A 17,051-nucleotide genomic window follows, 5' to 3' on the forward strand; every position below is an offset into this window, starting at 1 on the left:
GCTTCTTTTTGTTGCGGCAAATCAAAGATACACTTGGAATTATTATCGGCACCTGTTAAAGTTGCTGCACAGTATCAATTTAATGCAGGTTTCCGGACCGGCTCAGAACGAAGGCATCCAGTAATGACTAACAAGCGTTTTCAATTGACCGTACTTGGCGCTGTAGCTTGCGTTTCGCTGAGCGCGGCCTCGGCCGAACTGGGGCACTTGCGTTGGCCGGCAAACAGCACGATAGCGGTGGAGACGGCACACGAAGCACACGTCATCGTCGACCAAGGCGCCAAGGCGGACGGCGGCGCGGAATTTGCAGGCCGCGACGGTCGGACCATCGAGAAAGTGCGCGGGGGCGTTAACGCCTGGATCGTGACCGAACAGGGCCGCGAGCAGCCCGTTCTCTATCCGAAGGCAGTGGAGTTGGGCGATGCCGGTTTCGACTCCCGGTCATTCAATCTCAGCACCGATGGCATCGTCTTCTTTGCTTTCAACAAGACCGCCCCGCAAGATGTCCAGCAACTGCAGCGCATCGTTCAGGCAGCCAGGTCCCGCAACGCCGATGTGCGCGTTGTTGGGCATGCCGATGAAGTCGGCTCGGACCGCTACAACCAGCGCCTGTCCACCCGCCGGGCCAAGGCGGTCGCCGACTACCTGATCAATGCCGGCATTTCCCCAGACCAGATTAGCTTTGAAGGCCGTGGCAAGCGGGAACCCGCGGACCTGAATAACCCCGCGAAGAACCGGCGTGCTGTGATTTCCTTTGCCGCCGCCAAAGGAGTGAAAACACAATGAATGAAGTGGATATCCCACGCTACGTCGATAGCCAGCCCCAGTTGTTTTTCTGGGAAATCGACGAGGCCGTGATCTTTATTGGCCTGCTCGGTTGCGGCATTGCCATTGGCGGTTGGTTCACCCTGCTGTCCATCCTCGCCGGCTACTACGCCGTCAAGGCATTCAAGCGCTTCAAGAACGGTGCACTGGACGGCATCCTGCTGCACCTTTGCTACTGGCTGGGCGTCATGAGCCTGAACAAGCACTACCAGGACTCGACCAAGAGGGACTTCCACCTATGAAGCTGTCCTTCATGAAGTCGACATGGGAATCGGCCAACAAGGGCACCTCTGTCATGCTGATGTCGAACGTGGCCCTTGCGCTCGCCTTGGGCGCAATGGTAGTCGACAAGCTGACGGACCATGAGCGACTTGTCCTGGTGCCGCCGTATATCGACAAGGCAGTCAAGGTCGGCTGGAAGTCGGCGGATGCGGATTATCTGAAATCGTTCGGCCTGTATTTCGCCACGCTCTCTGCCAATGTCAGCCCGAAGAACGTCACCTTCGTGGCGGACTCCCTGTCCGGCATGGTGTCGGCACGGATTTACCCGGAAGTGCGCAAGAAGCTGCTGGTGCTGGCCGAAGACCCGGTGTTCAAGGCCAACGGCGGTTCGGTGCGGTTCGAGCCGGACCGCGTGGTCTTCGAAGCCGACACTTCCAAGGTATTCGTCTCGGGAAATATGACGACCCAGACTGCCGGCGGCAGGCAGGAATCGGCTGCACTGACCTATGAAATGCGCATCGAGATGCAGGCGGGCCGCCCCCTGGTCGACGCGCTGACCCACTATCCCGGCAACCAGCCGCACACGCTGAAATGGCTGGAAGGAAATCCGAAGGCTGCCGAGGATGCCAAGGTCGCTTTACAAGTGAAGGAAACGCAAGAATGAAACGTCTGTTAGTCGCGCTGGCTGTCCTGAGCGCTTTTGCCGCCCAAGCGCAAGATCTGCCGCCGCCTCCGGGTATCCCCGCTGCAGGTACGCCGGTGTCATTCCATGCGAAGGCAGCCGCACCCAAGCGAATCCTGGAGCAGAAACTGCCGGGGCTGGGCCTGATGCCAGGCGATAAGCAGGCGACCAAAGCCAATGTGGTTCGCGTCTCATCCGACCGCAATGAAATCATTTATGTGTCGGCAGAATATCCGAACCGGATCGCAACCCCTTATGCCGATCCAAAGGTCATTGATGACGACAAGGCGGTGGTAAAGGCGGTTGGTCAATCGGTATATGTAACGCCGAAAAGCGATGCACCGATTACCCTGTTCGTCTCCGGTCCGTCGCCAAACGATCCGGTCGTGTCGCTGACCCTGGTGCCGAAGAACCTGCCGTCGCAGACCATCATTCTGCAGTTGGACGAGCCGCTCGCCGCCGTTGGCGCCAAGCCGGAAGAAGAAGCGCCGTCCGACAACGTCTATACCGACCGGATCCGCTATGTCATGCGCCAGATCGCGCTGGGTAAAACGCCCGAAGGCTTCGCCGAAGGTGCGCTGCCAAGAGCCGTGGCGCGCATGGATCAGCTGATGGTCGTGCCGGAAGTGCGTTACTCCGGCTCCAGCTATGACGTCTATCGCTACCGGGTCGAGAACGTCTCGGATGCGACGGTCGAGATGGATGAGCAGGCTTTTGCGTCGGATGGCGTGCGCGCCGTGGCGATCTTCCCGAACGCGATCCTCGAAAAGGGCCAGTCGACGTCCGTTTTCGTCATGGCTGACAAAGCGGCCACGGGAGGCAAGTAATGGCCACCTTTGGTGAACAATTCAAGAAAAAGTGGGATAACACCCCGCCTGCAGCGCGCGCTGTAACGGCCATTGTTCTGGTCCTCGGCACGTTGATGATTGGCGCATCCCTCGTGATGGGACCGGCAAAAGCCCAGCCGCAGAAACGCATGGTTGCGGCGAGCGAAACCAACCTGTTGCTGCCGAAGGGCAAAGACAAGACGGTGGAGAAGGTCGCTGCAGAATCGGCCTCCAACGGCCAGGAAATCGACAAGGTCAAGGCAGAGCTGGCCAAGGAAAAGGCCGACAACCAGGCCATGCTGCAGCGCCTTGAGGCGTCGGAAAAGTCTCGGACGACTTCCTCCGTCGACTCCGAAGTGGTGCAGGAACTCATAGCCCTGAAAAAGCGGCTGGACGAAGTCGAAAAGAACAAGGGTACCGGCCCCGGTCCGAAGCTGAGCGATCCGGTTCCGACCGGCGCCGCAGGTCTGGCCAACCCGGTGCTGGATGGCGCTACTGCCGCTGCCGGCGATGCGCCAAGGTCGGATGATGGTCCGAAGCTGCGCGTGATCGGGGGCGACAAGCCTGCTGCGGTCAAGGAATCCAAGAAGGCAGCCAAGGTCTATGCGTACATGCCAGCCGGCTCGATGGTTGAAGCAGTACTGATGAATGGTATGGATGCGCCTACGAGTGCTGTCTCGCAGAAGAACCCGGTCCCCGCCGTCATGCGCGTGAAGTCCGATGCCATCCTGCCGAACCACTTCACCCACGATATCAAGGAGTGCTTCGTTCTGGTATCCGGCTTTGGCGTCATGAGTTCCGAGCGTGCGCAGCTGCGTACCGAAACCTACTCCTGTATCCGTGAAAACGGACAGGTGCTGGAAGGGAAGCTGGATGGCTATGTGGTGGGCGAGGATGGGCGCGTCGGCGCACGCGGCCGTCTGGTCAGCAAGCAGGGCAGCCTGATCGCCAAATCGCTGGCCGCAGGTGTGTTGTCCGGTATTGGTCAGGCGATTACCCCGACGAACGTGCCGCAACTGAATCTGAATCCATCGAGCATGGTGCAGACCCAAACCACCGATGCAAGCACAGTCGCCCAAACTGGTGTGGCGCGCGGCCTTTCGGACGCATCCAAAGCAGCGGCACATTTTTATCTGGAAATAGCGCGGGAAATGACACCCGTCGTTGAAATCGATGCCGGCCGCAAGCTGACCATCGTGCTGATCAAGGGAGTGGAATTCAAATGAAAAACCTCAAACTGAACAATCGCATTGTTGCCATCGCGCTCGCTATCCCTGTGTTACTGACCGGCTGTGCTTCGGCTCTCAATCCAGGTGGAGAATCGTCCTTTTCTTGCCCCGGTATGCCACAAGGCATCGTTTGCAAGACCCCGACCGCGGTCTACAAGTCGACGAACCAGATGCCGGCAGAAACCGAGAATGATCTGCCGCTTGGCCAGCACCTTGGCGACAAGTCGGGCCCGCCCGCAGGCATGACCTATGTGCTGCCCAAGTCGCTCGATGTGAAATCCGCGCCTGGCGCGACCACCGGCGCCGGCATCGTCAAGACCGGCAAAGCCAAGCCGGTGCGCGAAGCCGCGCAAGTCATGCGCATCTGGATTGCGGAATGGACCGACAAGAATGATGACCTGCACTACCCCGGCTATCTGTTCACCGAAATCCAGCCGCGCCGCTGGTCGGTCGGCAAGTCGGAAGCCTCGGGTCGCAATACCACCGTTCCGTTCCGTGCGGCCGCAGCGCCAGCCGGCGCATCGGGCAAAGAGCAACCTGTCGCCGCCAAGCCTGCCGAGGGTGAGGCGCGTCAGTCGGCGGCGATGAGCATGCCGGGATTACCGTCACCCTCGGACATCAACCTCAACTGATTTTTTACCACCACAACCCCCTCACTCTCTGGAGATTTGTATGAAACTGAAACAACAAGCCCTGGCCGCCCAGCAAAACGTCATTTCCTTCGCCAAGGAACACCATGCCTTCCTGCTGGCGTTCGTCATCGTCGCCGTCCTCTCCATGGGTAGCGCCATCGCCGGCACGGATTCCACTTTCGCCACCGTATCCACGAACCTGGACGGCTGGATGACCGGCTCGCTGGGCAAGGTGTTCTCCCTCGGCGCTCTGGCGGTTGGCTTGGGCATTGGCGTGATCAAGCAGTCGATTCTGTCGGTTGCGACCGGCGTATCGATCGCCCTGGCATCGTCCATCGGCCCTGGCGTACTGACCAACATGTTTTCGGCCACCCTGTAATTTAGAACGTGCCGAATTTCGGGGAGGCTGCGGCCTCTCCAATTTTTTAGCCAACCAGACAAAATTCACTTTCCGCCATGCTCTCCTTCTTCAAGTCCTCCAAAGCTGCAAGGCAGCCCGTGCTCATCGATGGCGACCGCAAATCGGTGCCGTTCGAGAAGCTGACCGTGCGCGCATGCGATACCGACTCCAATATCTTCTATATGTCGGACGGAAAGGAATTCTATCTGGGTGCCTGCTATACAGGACTGCCCATTGCCGGCGCGGATGCGGCCACGGTCGACAAGTTCAAGTCCGCACTGAGCATGCAGCTTCCACCCGGCAGCTTCATTCAGTTTGCGCTCCTCAGCAGCCCGGACGTCGAATCGTATCTGGACCGCTATCTCACCAATAAGGAATACGCGACACCGATTCTCTCCGAGTTGGCGAAGTCGCATGCGGCGCATTTCCGTGATGGCATCGACAAGGCGCTGGTCAACACGTCGGGCGTGCTGCTGAACCGCCAGCGCATCATGCTGACCATCAAGGTGCCGTGCCCAAGTCCAATTCCCACGGAAGCCCATATCCACGCAGCGAGGGAAACAACCGACCGATTCTACGAAGCCGTACGGGCAACTGGCATCCATCTCGAGGTGGTAGGTCCACAGCAGTACCTGCACATCATGCGGCTCATCACCCATCTGTGGGAAAAGCCAGAATCCAACTATAACGATCAGGTTCCGCTGCGCGAACAGGTCTATTACCCCGCCGACTCCATCAATTTTAGCGACAAGAATACGATCAGCTTCCACGAAGACCAGTTTTTCGCCAAGGCCATGAGCGTCAAGTTCTTCCCCAAGCGCGCACGGTTAAGTGTGATGAACCAGCTCATCGGCGACGCCCACGGATTGACCAACCAGGTCACCGATCCCTTTTATATGGTCATGACCCTGCACTATCCGGACCAGGTGGCCAAGGGAGAATGGGTTAAGGGAAGGTCGGCGATGATCAATCACCAGGTATTCGGGCCGACTGCCCACATGATCCCGGTGCTGGGTTATAAGAAAGCCGGCATTGACACCCTCGTCCATGAAATGGAAGGTCGAGGGGGAATCCTGTGCGAGATGAATTTCACGGTGTTCCTTTTCTCCAGATCCAAAGAGCGGCTTAATAAGCTCACGGCCGGCTTGCAGGCCTATTATTCTTCCATCGGATTCGAAATGCGGGAAGACAGGCGGATTTTGGAGCCGCTCTGGAATAACGTGCTGCCCCTGAATACGACCCGGGAAGGCATCAGAAACCTGTATCGCTTTCACACCATGGCAATCAGCCACGCTGTCCAGTTTCTGCCGATATTCGGGGACTGGGGCGGCACCGGCCCTTCCGGGGCGACTTTGCTCATGTCGCGCCGTGGGCAACCAGTCCTGTTCGACCTGTTCGAGTCGCATACCAACTTCAATGCCGTGGTCTTTGCCGAATCCGGCGCAGGCAAATCCTTTTTTACGCAGCAGTTGGTTTCGGACTACCTGGCAGAAGGGGCCAAGGTATGGGTCATCGACACGGGCCGCAGCTATGAAAAGCTCGCCAACGTCAACGATGGCACCTTTATCGAGTTCGATACCGAATCCGACATTTGCCTGAACCCGTTCACGCACATCGATGGCAACCTCGACGAGGAAATGGACATCCTCAAGGCCATGATCGCCAAGATGGCGGCCCCGGAGGAAGTCCTGGACGACTACCGGATGGCGCTTCTGGAGCAGGCCATTACCACCACCTACAAGAAATACGGACCCGCATCGACCATTACCGCAGTCGCGGACTGCTGTATCCAGTCGCCCGACCCCGAAGCGCAGCGACTCGGCAAGCAGCTGTTCCCGTTCGCCGGCGGCGCCTATACACGCTGGTTCGATGGCGAAAACAACCTGAACATGGACAATGCCTTTGTCGTTCTCGAACTCCAGGAACTGAAATCGAAAAAGGCCCTGCAGCAGGTCATCCTTCTGCAGCTGATGGCCCGCATCAACCATGAAATTTTCCTTACGCACGGCCGGCGCAAGATCCTGATCCTGGAAGAAGCGTGGGAGTCGCTGAATGACCCGGTGATGGGCAAGGCCATGGAAGCGGTCTACCGCAAGGCCCGTAAGCACGATGCGGCCGTGATCGTGGTGACCCAGTCGGTAGCGGACCTGTACGGTTCGCCAAATGCTCGCGCCATCTACGAAAATTCCGCCTGGCAGCTGATCCTGAAGCAAAAAGGCGAATCGATCGATTCCGCGATAGAAGGCAAGCAGTTCAAGATCGACGACTACGGCGCATACATGCTCAAGTCCGTGCACACCAATTCCGGCAAGTACAGCGAGGTGATGATCAAGCAGTCCGAGAGCGACTGGGGCATTGCCCGCCTGGTGGTGAGCCCGTTCACGCAGGTTTTATTCTCAACCAAAGGCGCTGAGCGCGACGTCATACTCGACGCAATGAAACGCGGCGAAAGTGCCACCAGCGCCATTCATAACTTCCTCGAACACCGGCAGGCGGCCTGACGCCGCATTCTGTTTCCTGCCCGGTTGTACTAAAACCAAATGGCGATCCAAACAGGGTCGCCATTTTTCTTGCACAAGAGCAATATATACTGATACAGTATCGGTACTCGTTATGTCGTTGTAAATTCCTACTACAGCAACCCCAATTTAGAAAGACTGCCCATGTCCGATCAGACAAATGCCGCGCCGGAAGCTCCTGCTCCTGCCTCTATAAATACTTCACCAAAGCAGCCCGCAGGCGTATCGCTTGTTACTGCTTGCATCATTGCAGCGTTGTTTTCTGCCTTCAGCGGGGCGGCATCATGGCATTTTGCCTCGCAGAATGCCGGTGGCACCCTGGTTGCCACGGTCGATGCGGCACGACTGGCGCGTCTGAAAATGAAGACCACGCTGGATCAGCCTGGTGTCACAAACGAACAGGCCACCGCGGAAGCGAAGGCATTCGTGCAGCAGCTCGACAAGGCGTTGGAAGCCTATTCAAATGAAGGCATCCTGGTGCTTAATTCCGGCGCTGCGATGAACAAACCCGCTGCCAATGACATCACCGCCAATGTCGCGGCAAATATGGGCATCAAGTTGCAAAACTGACCATGGCAGCCTTGGGTATTCATGACTGGCGCACGGTATGGGCGTGTTTCTGGGCAGAGAAAGGGCGGCGTGCCTTTGCCGGCAAGGCGCTCGCGTTCTGCGCGCTAACATTCGCGATCTTCTATCCGCTGTTGAGTATGGCCACGCATGATGTTCGGATCGGCATCGATATGCAGGAGGTGCGTTGTCTTCCCTGGCGGGTGTATCTGCTCAAACTGGGCCGACCCACTGAATTCACCAGGGGAGCCTATGTCGCATTCAAGCCGCGAAATGGTTTGATGGGGCCAAAATTTGAAGGTCGTCTGGTAGGCAAGATGGTCGCGGGACTGCCGGGTGACGAGCTCGTTGTCAGTCACGATGAAGCCTCTGTTAACGGGCGTCCGGTCGGCAAACTGGTACTGCTACCAAAACTTGCGGCCAAGCCTGGCTCCTACGACAGGCGCGAAACAGTCCCGGAGGGGAAAATTCTTGTCCTCGGCACCGACCCGCGAAGCTACGACGGCCGGTACTGGGGATTTCTTGATCAAAGCGACGTCATCGGGAGCGTGCGCCCGATGTTCTAGCCGAGGCGGCTGTGTAAAGCCCGACAGCGCGGGCCGTCATTACTTATTCCCTTTCATACGTATTGGTACGCGTTGTGGCTACTTATTATGCTTAAAAAACTTTTACTCTTGGCGTTGGTTGCATGCGCTCTGCCCGCCATAGCGCAGGAAGAGGGCGGGACCGGTCGTTTCTTCGACCGAAAGTCGGAAGGCTGGTACTGGTACCTTGATCCGAAGGATCAGCCGCCTGAGGAAAAAGCGCCTGCTGTCGTTCCATCCGATAAGCCAGCGCATGCAAAGCCGGTGGCTGCGAAAAAGGAACCGTTTTCCGTGGAATGGCTGCGTGAGAACATGCCAAAGCTGCTTGACGCCGCCGTCAACAACCCGACAAAGGAAAATGTCGAGGCCTATTTTTATGCGCAGCGCGTAGCAATGGACAAGTCGCAGCGCTATGCCGAACAGGCGCGGCAAGTGGTGGCAAACGATCCCTTCCTGGATGAAAACAACCGGGTACCCATCGCCTCCTATACCAAGCCGTTCTTTTTGCGCGAAACGCAGGAAGCGAAGGACGTCGCGCTGAAGCACGTTGCCAGCGTGGGCGGTCTCTGGGTGTTCTTCGATTCCAAATGCAAGTTCTGCCAGCCACAAGCCAATTCTGTTGCTGAACTCAGCAAAAAGTACGGAATCCTCACCAACTTCATTTCCATGGATGGCAAGGGACTGCCAAACATACCGCAGTTCTCGCGAGACAAAGGGCATGCAAAACAGCTCAAGCTGAAGATTACGCCAACCACGGTCCTCGTCGTGCCGCCCAATAATTTCTACATCGTGTCGCAGGGGATGATGGCGCAGGACCAGCTGGCCGACAGGATACTTCTGGCCGCGGAAAGTAACTCGCTCCTGCCCAAGGACATTTCCACCAAGCTCAACGCATACGACCGCGGCGTCCTGACAAACGAAGATACGCAAGACGGTCGCAGTGACGATCCCAAGCAGTGGGTTCAAAAGCTCAAAGAGCGGCTCCAGAGCCGTTATTAATTTCCCTCCTCGATACCACTCCATGAAAAGTTATCTGAAAAAAATCACGGCGTCCCTTATGGCAATCGTGTTGCTTGCCACCGTTCCGGCAAGCCATGCAGGCCTGCAGGATGCGCTGGACGGCATGTTTGTCAGCAACGGCACTAGCGCAACCGCATTTGAAAGCCAGACGCGCGGCGGCTTCATTGGCGGTGGGCTGGGCCTGCGCACGCCGATTCGCAATATCAACCTCGTGGCCTTTGATCCCCCGCGTTTTTCAGCCGGCTGTGGCGGTATCGACTTGTTTGGCGGCTCCTTCAGCTTCATCAACGCTGACCAGATTGTGGCCCTTTTCCGGCAGATCGCGGCCAATTCGGTGGGACTAGCGTTCAAGGCGGCCATCGATGCGATCAACCCGCAGCTGGGCAAGCTCATGGAAAACTTCCAGGCCATGGTGCAGTCGCTTAACGAAAACATGAAAAACACCTGTGCCATCGCAAATTCAGTGGTCAAGACGGTTGCCGACCCTAGTGCGCGAAAGAAGCTGGCGGAGGATACCGCTGCGGCCGGCGAGGCAGGGGCCGGTGTTTTCAGCGACTTTATGGCCGGTATTACCAAGATGTTCGACAGCCCCGGCGAGACGGAAAAAACCGCGAACCTGAATGGCCGGTGCGATGCCTGTGGCAATCCGGTCTGGAAGGCGCTGAATGACTCCAATCCTGGGCAGATGCTCGGGAATCCGAGTACCAGTCAAACTGACATGGCCGGCGACAATGAAATTATCATGAGCCTGATCGGCGCAGTTGTCATGAACAAGGCTCAGGGCACGGATACCAACGCGGATGGATCGCGAAAGGTTGATGTGGGTGCGACGTTTGCACCGTCCTTGACGCTCTACGATTTCAAGGATGGAAACACGGCGGGCAAGTCGGTCAAGGTATGGCGCTGCCAGGATGGCAAGGAACGTGAAAAATGCACCGTGCTCGAGAGCAGGGACTTTGCATTCGCTGGCACGCTTGGTTACACGAACCAGATGCTCTTTGGCGACAAGGAAGGACAAAGTCTTCCGGGTAGCTTTGCGAATTCCATTGTGGGCAAACTGTCAACGTGCGACTCAAATAACTGCGGATTCACCGCCGCGCAAATTGGCTTTGTGAATGCCATCAGTTCCCCAGTGCTCAGCCTGATCAAGCAAGTACAGTCCGAGCCGGGCGCCATGAGCGTGCTGGCCCGCGACATGGCGCCGGTGATCGCGGACGAACTCGCGGTGCGCTTTGGCGAGGCTGCCCTGCGCGCGGCCAGGTCCACCTATGACGGCGTAAAGGTCACTCAGCCGGACTTTGTGCCGGCCGCACTGAAGGAACGTGCCATCGAACTAGCAGCAATCAGGAAATCCGCCGAAGGCAACCAGGAACGCATCCTGAAATCCAAGGACATGGTCAAGGCGATTATCGAGGGCAATCCCAAAGTGTTTACTAAAACCTCTCAGTGGTAAGACATCATCATGGTTAATTTTCCGATTTATGTGCTGGGCGACGCCACTTCCTTTTACTCGGTGATCAACAGCGTCGCCATGGTGTTCTCGTCCAAAGGCTTTATTCTCTCCACTCAGCTCGCGGCAGGATTGATTGCCCTGGTCGCATGCGTGGCGGGGCTTCTCGGTAAGATGGCCGGCGACAGCAAGATGGGACAGCACCCAGTGACCACGCCGCTGATGTTCGGCGCCATGGTCGCTTTCATGTCCATCCCCAGCAGCGTGACTGTTCAGGACATCTATACCGGCAGCACCGTGAAGGTCGATAACGTTCCGGTGCTCATCGCCGCGCCGGCCAGCCTGTTCACCACGGGTGCCTACAAGCTGTTCGACACGGCAAACACGAGTTTCCAAACCGTTAACGGCAGCTATATGGGTGTGTCCACCTCCGGCTTTGTTATGCCGCTCAAGCTGCTTTTGTCCCTGCGCAGCGGCATAGACAAGGCCGAGCCCTATCTCGCTGCCAGTGTTTCCCAGTTCATTATCGACTGCATTCCCGGTTCTACGACCTTCAACCTGACCAATACGGCGGGCGGATTTGGCCGGTCAGAGGATGCAATCAAGTATATCGTCGACAACGCCCGGCCATCCGGGTTGACCACCTATTACACGGCAAACGCAACAGCAGGCACGGCCATGGCGTGCCAGAACGCTGGCCAGCTGCTGCTCACCGATTCGACCAAGTTCTACAATAGTCCACAGTTCGTGGATATGATCAATTCCGGGCTGAAGGAGAAGAATCCGAACGATCCGAATGGCCTCTACAAACTCAGCGATCTGGAGTCGGCCATTACCAATGTCGGACAGACCGGCGGCCTGGTGGCAGGCAGCCAGCAGGATACGCGCGCTTACGCGCTCAACGCGATGTTTTACCATCGCATCAACGACACATTCCGCTGCCTCGATAGTGTGGGTAGCCAGAAGGACTTCAATACCTGCACCATGGCGCTAAACCAGGCGTTTGAAAAATGGAAGGCAGAAGCCGTATCGAACGGTACGTTCTTTGCCAAGATGATGACGCCGGCGATTGTCTTTCTCCAGCTGATGTTCTTCGGCTTTGCTCCCATTGTCATTCTGTACAGCCTGTTCAAGGGCGCCGGCTCGCTTGGCCTGTACATCAAGTATCTCGGCTTCGGCGTCTGGACCAGTTCCTGGCTGCCGTTTTCCGCCATCATCCAGATGTATATTCAGAACAATGTCGCTGACAAGCTGATGTCCATTCAGGCCAAGCATCCGGGCATTCTGACGCCGGCCACATTCGATGCGACGTTCAATGACATCATCGGCACCCGGCTTGCACTGGCCTCGGACCTGCTCGCGGCCACACCGATGCTCTCACTTGCCCTCTTGTCTGGTTCGATCTATTCCCTCAGCAGCCTTGCCAACAAGTGGAACGGACAGGGCCACACCGACCCGAACCTGGTGACGCCGCCGGTGCAATCAGCCGCACCCGTCTTTGCTTCAGGCAGCGCCAACGTCAACCGGCTCACCCGCGGCTTTGTTGATGAGGGTGGCGAACAAAACACCATGTCGTTCCAGATCTCCAACGGATCGCAGGAGGCGAGCTCGTTGTCGAGGCGTGTCGGCGAATCCAACGCTGCGCTCCAGTCAGTCAGCAGTGCGCAATCGGTAATGACACAGAACCAGTTCGCAACGGCCTATGCCAAGACTGCGCAACAGATGCATCAATCCCAAAGTGGTGTCCAGTTCATGGACGGTGGCGTAACGTTTAGCAAAGGCTCTGAAAAGGCGATAACGCTTAGCGAAGAGCAATCCAAGGGCCTTGCTGAACAGACAAAAGGCACAATGTCGCTCACGTCGGGGATCACCGGCGCATTCGTTGGCGGTCTCGCGAAGAAGTTTGGCGGCAAAATCAGCGAAAAGCAGGCAGAACAAGCAACGCATAAGGCAATCGACAACATTACCCGTCAGGACGCGGGATTTGCTTCCAAACTGTTCTCGCCCGACGAAGGCGTGCGCACAAATGCCTGGAAGGACGTCGCAAATGTGGCCATCGATATTGCAGACGGCGCCATGGTGGCTGGAACGGCAATTGCCGTAGGGACAGAGATCGCCACTGGCGCTGGCGCACTGGCGGCACCTGCTACTGCTGTTGCCGGCATGGCTGCCCGCTCCAGCATGAAAAAAGCGCTGATTGCCGGCGGCGCTGCTGACGGCTTGGCAAAAGGCGTATCCAGCGTGATCGGCGCAGCAAAAGATGCCCCTTCGAAATTGCAAAAGGCCAATGGTAAGCAACTCACGGAATTGCTGAGCAAGAATACTGAGGGTGGGGCTCGAGCTGCATCTGAACTCACCGTAAGTGAAAGCGACCAGTTCAAAACCGCATCGGCTGCACAAAAGAAGGACGCCGTGGGTGTTGTCGCCAACTGGGGCTACAACACCTTCCATGGCTCAAGCACAACAAACTCAAACACGGACGCTAAGACGAAGTCGGAAACCCACACCGTCGCCAATGGCCAGACCCTGGCTAATACCTATCAGGAAGCGGCATCCAGGATCATCAATGCGGAAGAGGCATATATGAAGACCTCGACCTCCGGCACTGGGGAAGCCATGCAGATCACCGTCAATCCCCAACAGATGGTGCAACGCCTCAACAGCAGTCCGGAAATGGTAGCGGATATCCAAAAACAGGTAGAGAACTGGAAGCAAAAAGATCCCATAGGGTTTGAAGCCGCCCGAAAGGAAGAAGTAAATAAGGGCAAGTGGCAGATGGGGAACCATTTCAACGAGCCGACAAAGGAATTTCTTACCGATCTGGCGACTATTCGAAAGCTCGATCCCAACTTCAAACTGTTCGACAACAGCGGAGGCCGATCGGATGCCAATGCGGGAATTGAGCAACCGCATGGCCCGGATACCAGGAAGATCCATGGCCAGGTCAAGGAAGTGGAAAACGTCACCGCGAAAGCGGCGGGTTCAATCAAAGTCGGCGACGTAGACAAGAACTTGGCCGGCAAAGTCCATACCGGCTCGGTGGCATCAGCTGATGTCTCGCCAAGCGCGGTGGTCAATGCCGCGTTCAATCCGGGCAACCATGCCTCTCGAACGCTGACGGCCGCCTCTACCGACACCAGCCCGGTCATCGTCGAAGGAATGAAACTCGATGCGCAACGCCACAGCACCGAATTGCAGGCTCCTGGGGGCGATAAGCCTGCAGAAATGAGGACCGAAAAACAAATGATGGGGGCGGCGGCGTTTGGGGGCTTTGCCGTCAATGCAGTGGCCAACAGGTTCCATAATCCGGTGAAAGGCGATGGACCAGGGCCCGGTTCGGTAGGTGCCGGAAATGCCGCCCAGCAGGGACAGCCGCCGGCGGCCGGTACCAGTGCACCCCAGCCAGGCGGCTCTGCCAACCCCGCACAAGGCTCGCCATCGCGCCCATCGCGGCCGGCCCGGCAGGGCAAGCCACGATAGCAAAAGAGCCGGCTAGCAAACCGGCTCGTTCAGACAAAAAGGCTGCCCGGTATATCGCCGGGCAGCCTTTTGCATTGGTAAATTTCTGGCAGTGATTTAAAAGTTTACGACGGCGTTGTGTTATCGATTTAATTAATCAAGAATAGTTGTCCTGCTGGAGGGCAGATAGCTGGCCGGTAGTTACATGCTTTTTGAAACCATTGCCGACGCAAGCTGGATGAATAGATCTTTATCCCCGTTCGTATCGTCCGGCGTAATCACGTAGCGCCCGCCAATGGCCAGGCTCGGCGTTGCGGACACATCGTATGCCAGAAGATCCTCATAGGGCTTTTTGACGGCGCCGGATGACACTTTCTGCCAGCCGGCGGCAAAGCGCGTAATTCCTGCCATTTTCGCCGCCCGATCCCAGGTCTGCGCATCATCCTGTCGCATCCCCTGCTGCTGGATGAGGCTATAGGCCGCACCCACAAAATCATAAATTTTGGCAGGATCGGCATGCATGGCCGCAAAGTAGGCGCGGGAGGCAATGATCGTCTCGCGTTCAGGAAGCGTCACCGGCACGAATTCAAGTTGCCAGCCGCGCGGCAGGGATTCTCCCCACTGCGCGATCGACGCATGGTAGCCGGCGCTGACCGGACAGGTAAACGAGAAAAAGCAAAAAACCTTCTTCGCATCAGACGACCGCGACGGCACTTCCCGAAACGGCATCTTCACGGAAGGCGATCCGCTCCTCTGCGCGCTGGCAACGGCCGGCGTCACAAGTAGTACACCTGCCTGCACAAGAAACGAACGACGGTTCATACAAATCTTCCTGAGTGATTAAATTCTTGTTGAGTAACATCCCAAACAACGATTCCCGTTTTGTCTGGGTCTTCCATTCCTGTACGGTGGCCTTCAGGTCCTTGTCGGACAGCTTTGCATGCACGACAAAAAAGTAGGCCAGGTCCGGTGCGCCTTCGGTCATGCCGAGGGCGTCAACCACCTGCTGGATGCTACAAATACCTTCTTCGATCAGGATTTCGCCCAGCCGGGTCAAGCGACCTTGCTTATAGCGACGCACCTGGATGTCCAGCGCAGCCGTAATCTGGCCCAGTTCCGCAGCCCGGCTGGCAACCAGAACTTCACCCAATCGTTTGACTTCGGGAAGAATGGCGTCCTGGCCGACGATTTTTCGGACCTGCTCCATGGTCGTGACGCCTTCATTGGCGAGGCGCACGCCGGCCTGAGCCAGTGTTTCGAACTGCATCTGCCGCGCCGCGGCATTGAAAATGGGCTGTTCACCCCTGCCCGAGACAATGGCGGCTCGCACTGCCTTGTCCGCCTTGACCATCTCGATGACCGGGGTCTTGCCGGTAAACTGCTGCCCCCGGTCCAATTTTGGGAAGCACAATCCCTGCGCATCGATGCCGTGAAGTCCGAGCCATGCGCCATCGAATTCGGTCGGAAACTCCCATTCGAAGCCGTCGTGCTCATCAATCGTTGGAACAAGACGCTGCGCCAGCACTCCACGAAGCGCGGCAGCCAGCGTTTGCGGGTCCACACCCAGTTCAATCAATCGCGTCAGCGCCAGCGCCGAGTTATTTGCGTGCAGGGTGGACAGCACCAGGTGGCCCGTATTAGCCGCGCTCACAGCGATCTTGGCGGTCTCCGCATCACGAATCTCACCCACCAGGATGACGTCGGGGTCCTGCCGCAATATCGCCCTCAGCGCATCCGGAAACGACACATGCTGGTCGATGTTGACCTGGCCGATGCCCGGGATCACATATTCCACGGGATTTTCAATCGTCATCAGGTTGCGCTTGCCATCGTTCAGTGCGCCCAGCAGGCCATAGAGCGTGGTGGTTTTGCCCGAACCGGTCGGACCGCATACCAAAAGCAGGCCCTGCGGCTCCTCGATCAGCTCTTCGAGGTAATAGCGGGTCATCGACGTCATGCGAATCGAATTCATGTCCATGGCGGCATTCGCCTGGTCGAGTAGGCGGCACACGATCTTCTGGCCGCCGACCACCGGAATCACCGAAACACGCACATCGATGCTACGGTCAACATAGCGCAGCCGCATCCTGCCATCGAGCGAGCGGTGCCGGTCCGCCTGTGACATCTGCGATCGGGCCCGGATCTTTTCGTCGTACTGCTTGGCTGTCTGGGCATCGACCACAACGACTTCCTCCAGAACGCCGCCGGCGCGAAAGCAAATCTGGCAACGCCCTTCCTGAAACAGGAGGTGCACGTCAGAGACACGCCGCCTGGCCGCGTCATGGAATAGTTCGTTCAACTGGCGCGTCGCATCACGGTCGGTGTGACCGATGGCGATAAAAAGGTCTGGTTCCTTGATCATGTGTTTTCTGCCTTGCACACGTTCGGCTGACCGTAGAACTGCTGCGAGAGGAAGCGCTGCGTGCCGGAGTCGGCATGGATGCTGTATTTCAGCATTTCAAGCCGTGCATCGGTGCTGAGCCAGTTGTGGCCGGCCCAGCGAATGCCATCCATAGCGATGCGAACCGGCGCTGCGCCACGGTCAACGCGCGTGCAGGAGTCGGGCGAGGCCACGACGTACAGGGCAAACCCGATAGCCAGCGCGGAAGCTGCGCCCCCGATGATTGTTTTCACA

Annotated in this window: 16 protein-coding genes; 13 read left to right on the forward strand and 3 right to left on the reverse strand. The window is 57.5% G+C overall.

Going from position 1 to position 17,051, the window contains the following annotated elements:
- Positions 1–123: 123 nt before the first annotated feature.
- The 13 genes from QOL82_RS20165 to QOL82_RS20225 all read left to right on the forward strand — a co-directional run bounded on the left by QOL82_RS20165 (position 124) and on the right by QOL82_RS20225 (position 14,437).
- Positions 124–786, forward strand: coding sequence for an OmpA family protein (locus QOL82_RS20165; protein WP_283444103.1), 663 nt, complete (start codon positions 124–126; stop codon positions 784–786).
- The gene (gene traL, locus QOL82_RS20170; RefSeq protein ID WP_283444104.1) at positions 783–1,067 is read left to right on the forward strand and encodes a type IV conjugative transfer system protein TraL; all 285 of its coding nucleotides are present in this window, start codon (positions 783–785) and stop codon (positions 1,065–1,067) included. Before QOL82_RS20165 ends, traL begins: the two co-directional genes overlap by 4 nt.
- On the forward strand, positions 1,064–1,711 hold the full coding sequence (locus tag QOL82_RS20175; protein ID WP_283444105.1) for a TraE/TraK family type IV conjugative transfer system protein: 648 nt from the start codon (positions 1,064–1,066) through the stop codon (positions 1,709–1,711). The genes traL and QOL82_RS20175 overlap by 4 nt, the downstream gene beginning before the upstream one ends.
- Positions 1,708–2,556, forward strand: coding sequence for a TraK domain-containing protein (locus QOL82_RS20180; protein WP_283444106.1), 849 nt, complete (start codon positions 1,708–1,710; stop codon positions 2,554–2,556). Before QOL82_RS20175 ends, QOL82_RS20180 begins: the two co-directional genes overlap by 4 nt.
- Positions 2,556–3,782, forward strand: coding sequence for a TraB/VirB10 family protein (locus QOL82_RS20185; RefSeq protein WP_283444107.1), 1,227 nt, complete (start codon positions 2,556–2,558; stop codon positions 3,780–3,782). The genes QOL82_RS20180 and QOL82_RS20185 overlap by 1 nt, the downstream gene beginning before the upstream one ends.
- The gene (gene traV / locus QOL82_RS20190) at positions 3,779–4,417 is read left to right on the forward strand and encodes a type IV conjugative transfer system lipoprotein TraV (RefSeq protein WP_283444108.1); all 639 of its coding nucleotides are present in this window, start codon (positions 3,779–3,781) and stop codon (positions 4,415–4,417) included. Before QOL82_RS20185 ends, traV begins: the two co-directional genes overlap by 4 nt.
- 40 nt (positions 4,418–4,457) lie before the next feature.
- Entirely contained in the window at positions 4,458–4,796 is a 339-nt protein-coding gene (gene traA / locus QOL82_RS20195) for a TraA family conjugative transfer protein (RefSeq protein WP_283444109.1), read from the forward strand.
- A 77-nt stretch (positions 4,797–4,873) separates the two neighbouring features.
- Positions 4,874–7,318: a type IV secretion system protein TraC gene (gene traC / locus QOL82_RS20200; protein WP_283444110.1), complete on the forward strand. Its 2,445-nt coding sequence runs from the start codon at positions 4,874–4,876 to the stop codon at positions 7,316–7,318.
- 162 nt (positions 7,319–7,480) lie between these two features.
- On the forward strand, positions 7,481–7,906 hold the full coding sequence (locus tag QOL82_RS20205; RefSeq protein WP_283444111.1) for a hypothetical protein: 426 nt from the start codon (positions 7,481–7,483) through the stop codon (positions 7,904–7,906).
- A gap of 2 nt (positions 7,907–7,908) precedes the next feature.
- Entirely contained in the window at positions 7,909–8,469 is a 561-nt protein-coding gene (locus QOL82_RS20210; RefSeq protein WP_283444112.1) for a S26 family signal peptidase, read from the forward strand.
- Positions 8,470–8,556: 87 nt separating this feature from the next.
- Positions 8,557–9,486, forward strand: coding sequence for a conjugal transfer protein TraF (gene traF / locus QOL82_RS20215; protein ID WP_283444113.1), 930 nt, complete (start codon positions 8,557–8,559; stop codon positions 9,484–9,486).
- A gap of 22 nt (positions 9,487–9,508) precedes the next feature.
- The gene (locus tag QOL82_RS20220; protein WP_283444114.1) at positions 9,509–10,960 is read left to right on the forward strand and encodes a conjugal transfer protein TraH; all 1,452 of its coding nucleotides are present in this window, start codon (positions 9,509–9,511) and stop codon (positions 10,958–10,960) included.
- 9 nt (positions 10,961–10,969) lie between these two features.
- Complete coding sequence (locus QOL82_RS20225) at positions 10,970–14,437, forward strand: conjugal transfer protein TraG N-terminal domain-containing protein (protein WP_283444115.1); 3,468 nt, start codon at positions 10,970–10,972, stop codon at positions 14,435–14,437.
- Positions 14,438–14,617: 180 nt separating this feature from the next.
- Here the strand turns inward: QOL82_RS20225 and QOL82_RS20230 are convergent, their stop codons facing one another.
- From QOL82_RS20230 to QOL82_RS20240, 3 genes are read right to left on the reverse strand one after another with little or no spacing between them, the layout of a single operon-like run.
- Positions 14,618–15,145, reverse strand: a complete 528-nt coding sequence (locus QOL82_RS20230; RefSeq protein WP_283444191.1) for a thioredoxin domain-containing protein — start codon at positions 15,143–15,145, stop codon at positions 14,618–14,620.
- Positions 15,111–16,778: a GspE/PulE family protein gene (locus tag QOL82_RS20235; RefSeq protein ID WP_283444116.1), complete on the reverse strand. Its 1,668-nt coding sequence runs from the start codon at positions 16,776–16,778 to the stop codon at positions 15,111–15,113. The genes QOL82_RS20230 and QOL82_RS20235 overlap by 35 nt, the downstream gene beginning before the upstream one ends.
- Positions 16,775–17,050 carry a hypothetical protein gene (locus tag QOL82_RS20240; RefSeq protein WP_283444117.1) on the reverse strand — a complete coding sequence of 92 codons (276 nt, stop codon included), beginning with the start codon at positions 17,048–17,050 and terminating at the stop codon, positions 16,775–16,777. Before QOL82_RS20240 ends, QOL82_RS20235 begins: the two co-directional genes overlap by 4 nt.
- Between the last annotated feature and the right edge of the window lies 1 nt (position 17,051).

Source organism: Noviherbaspirillum suwonense, assembly GCF_900182955.1.
GTDB lineage: Bacteria > Pseudomonadota > Gammaproteobacteria > Burkholderiales > Burkholderiaceae_D > Noviherbaspirillum_A > Noviherbaspirillum_A suwonense.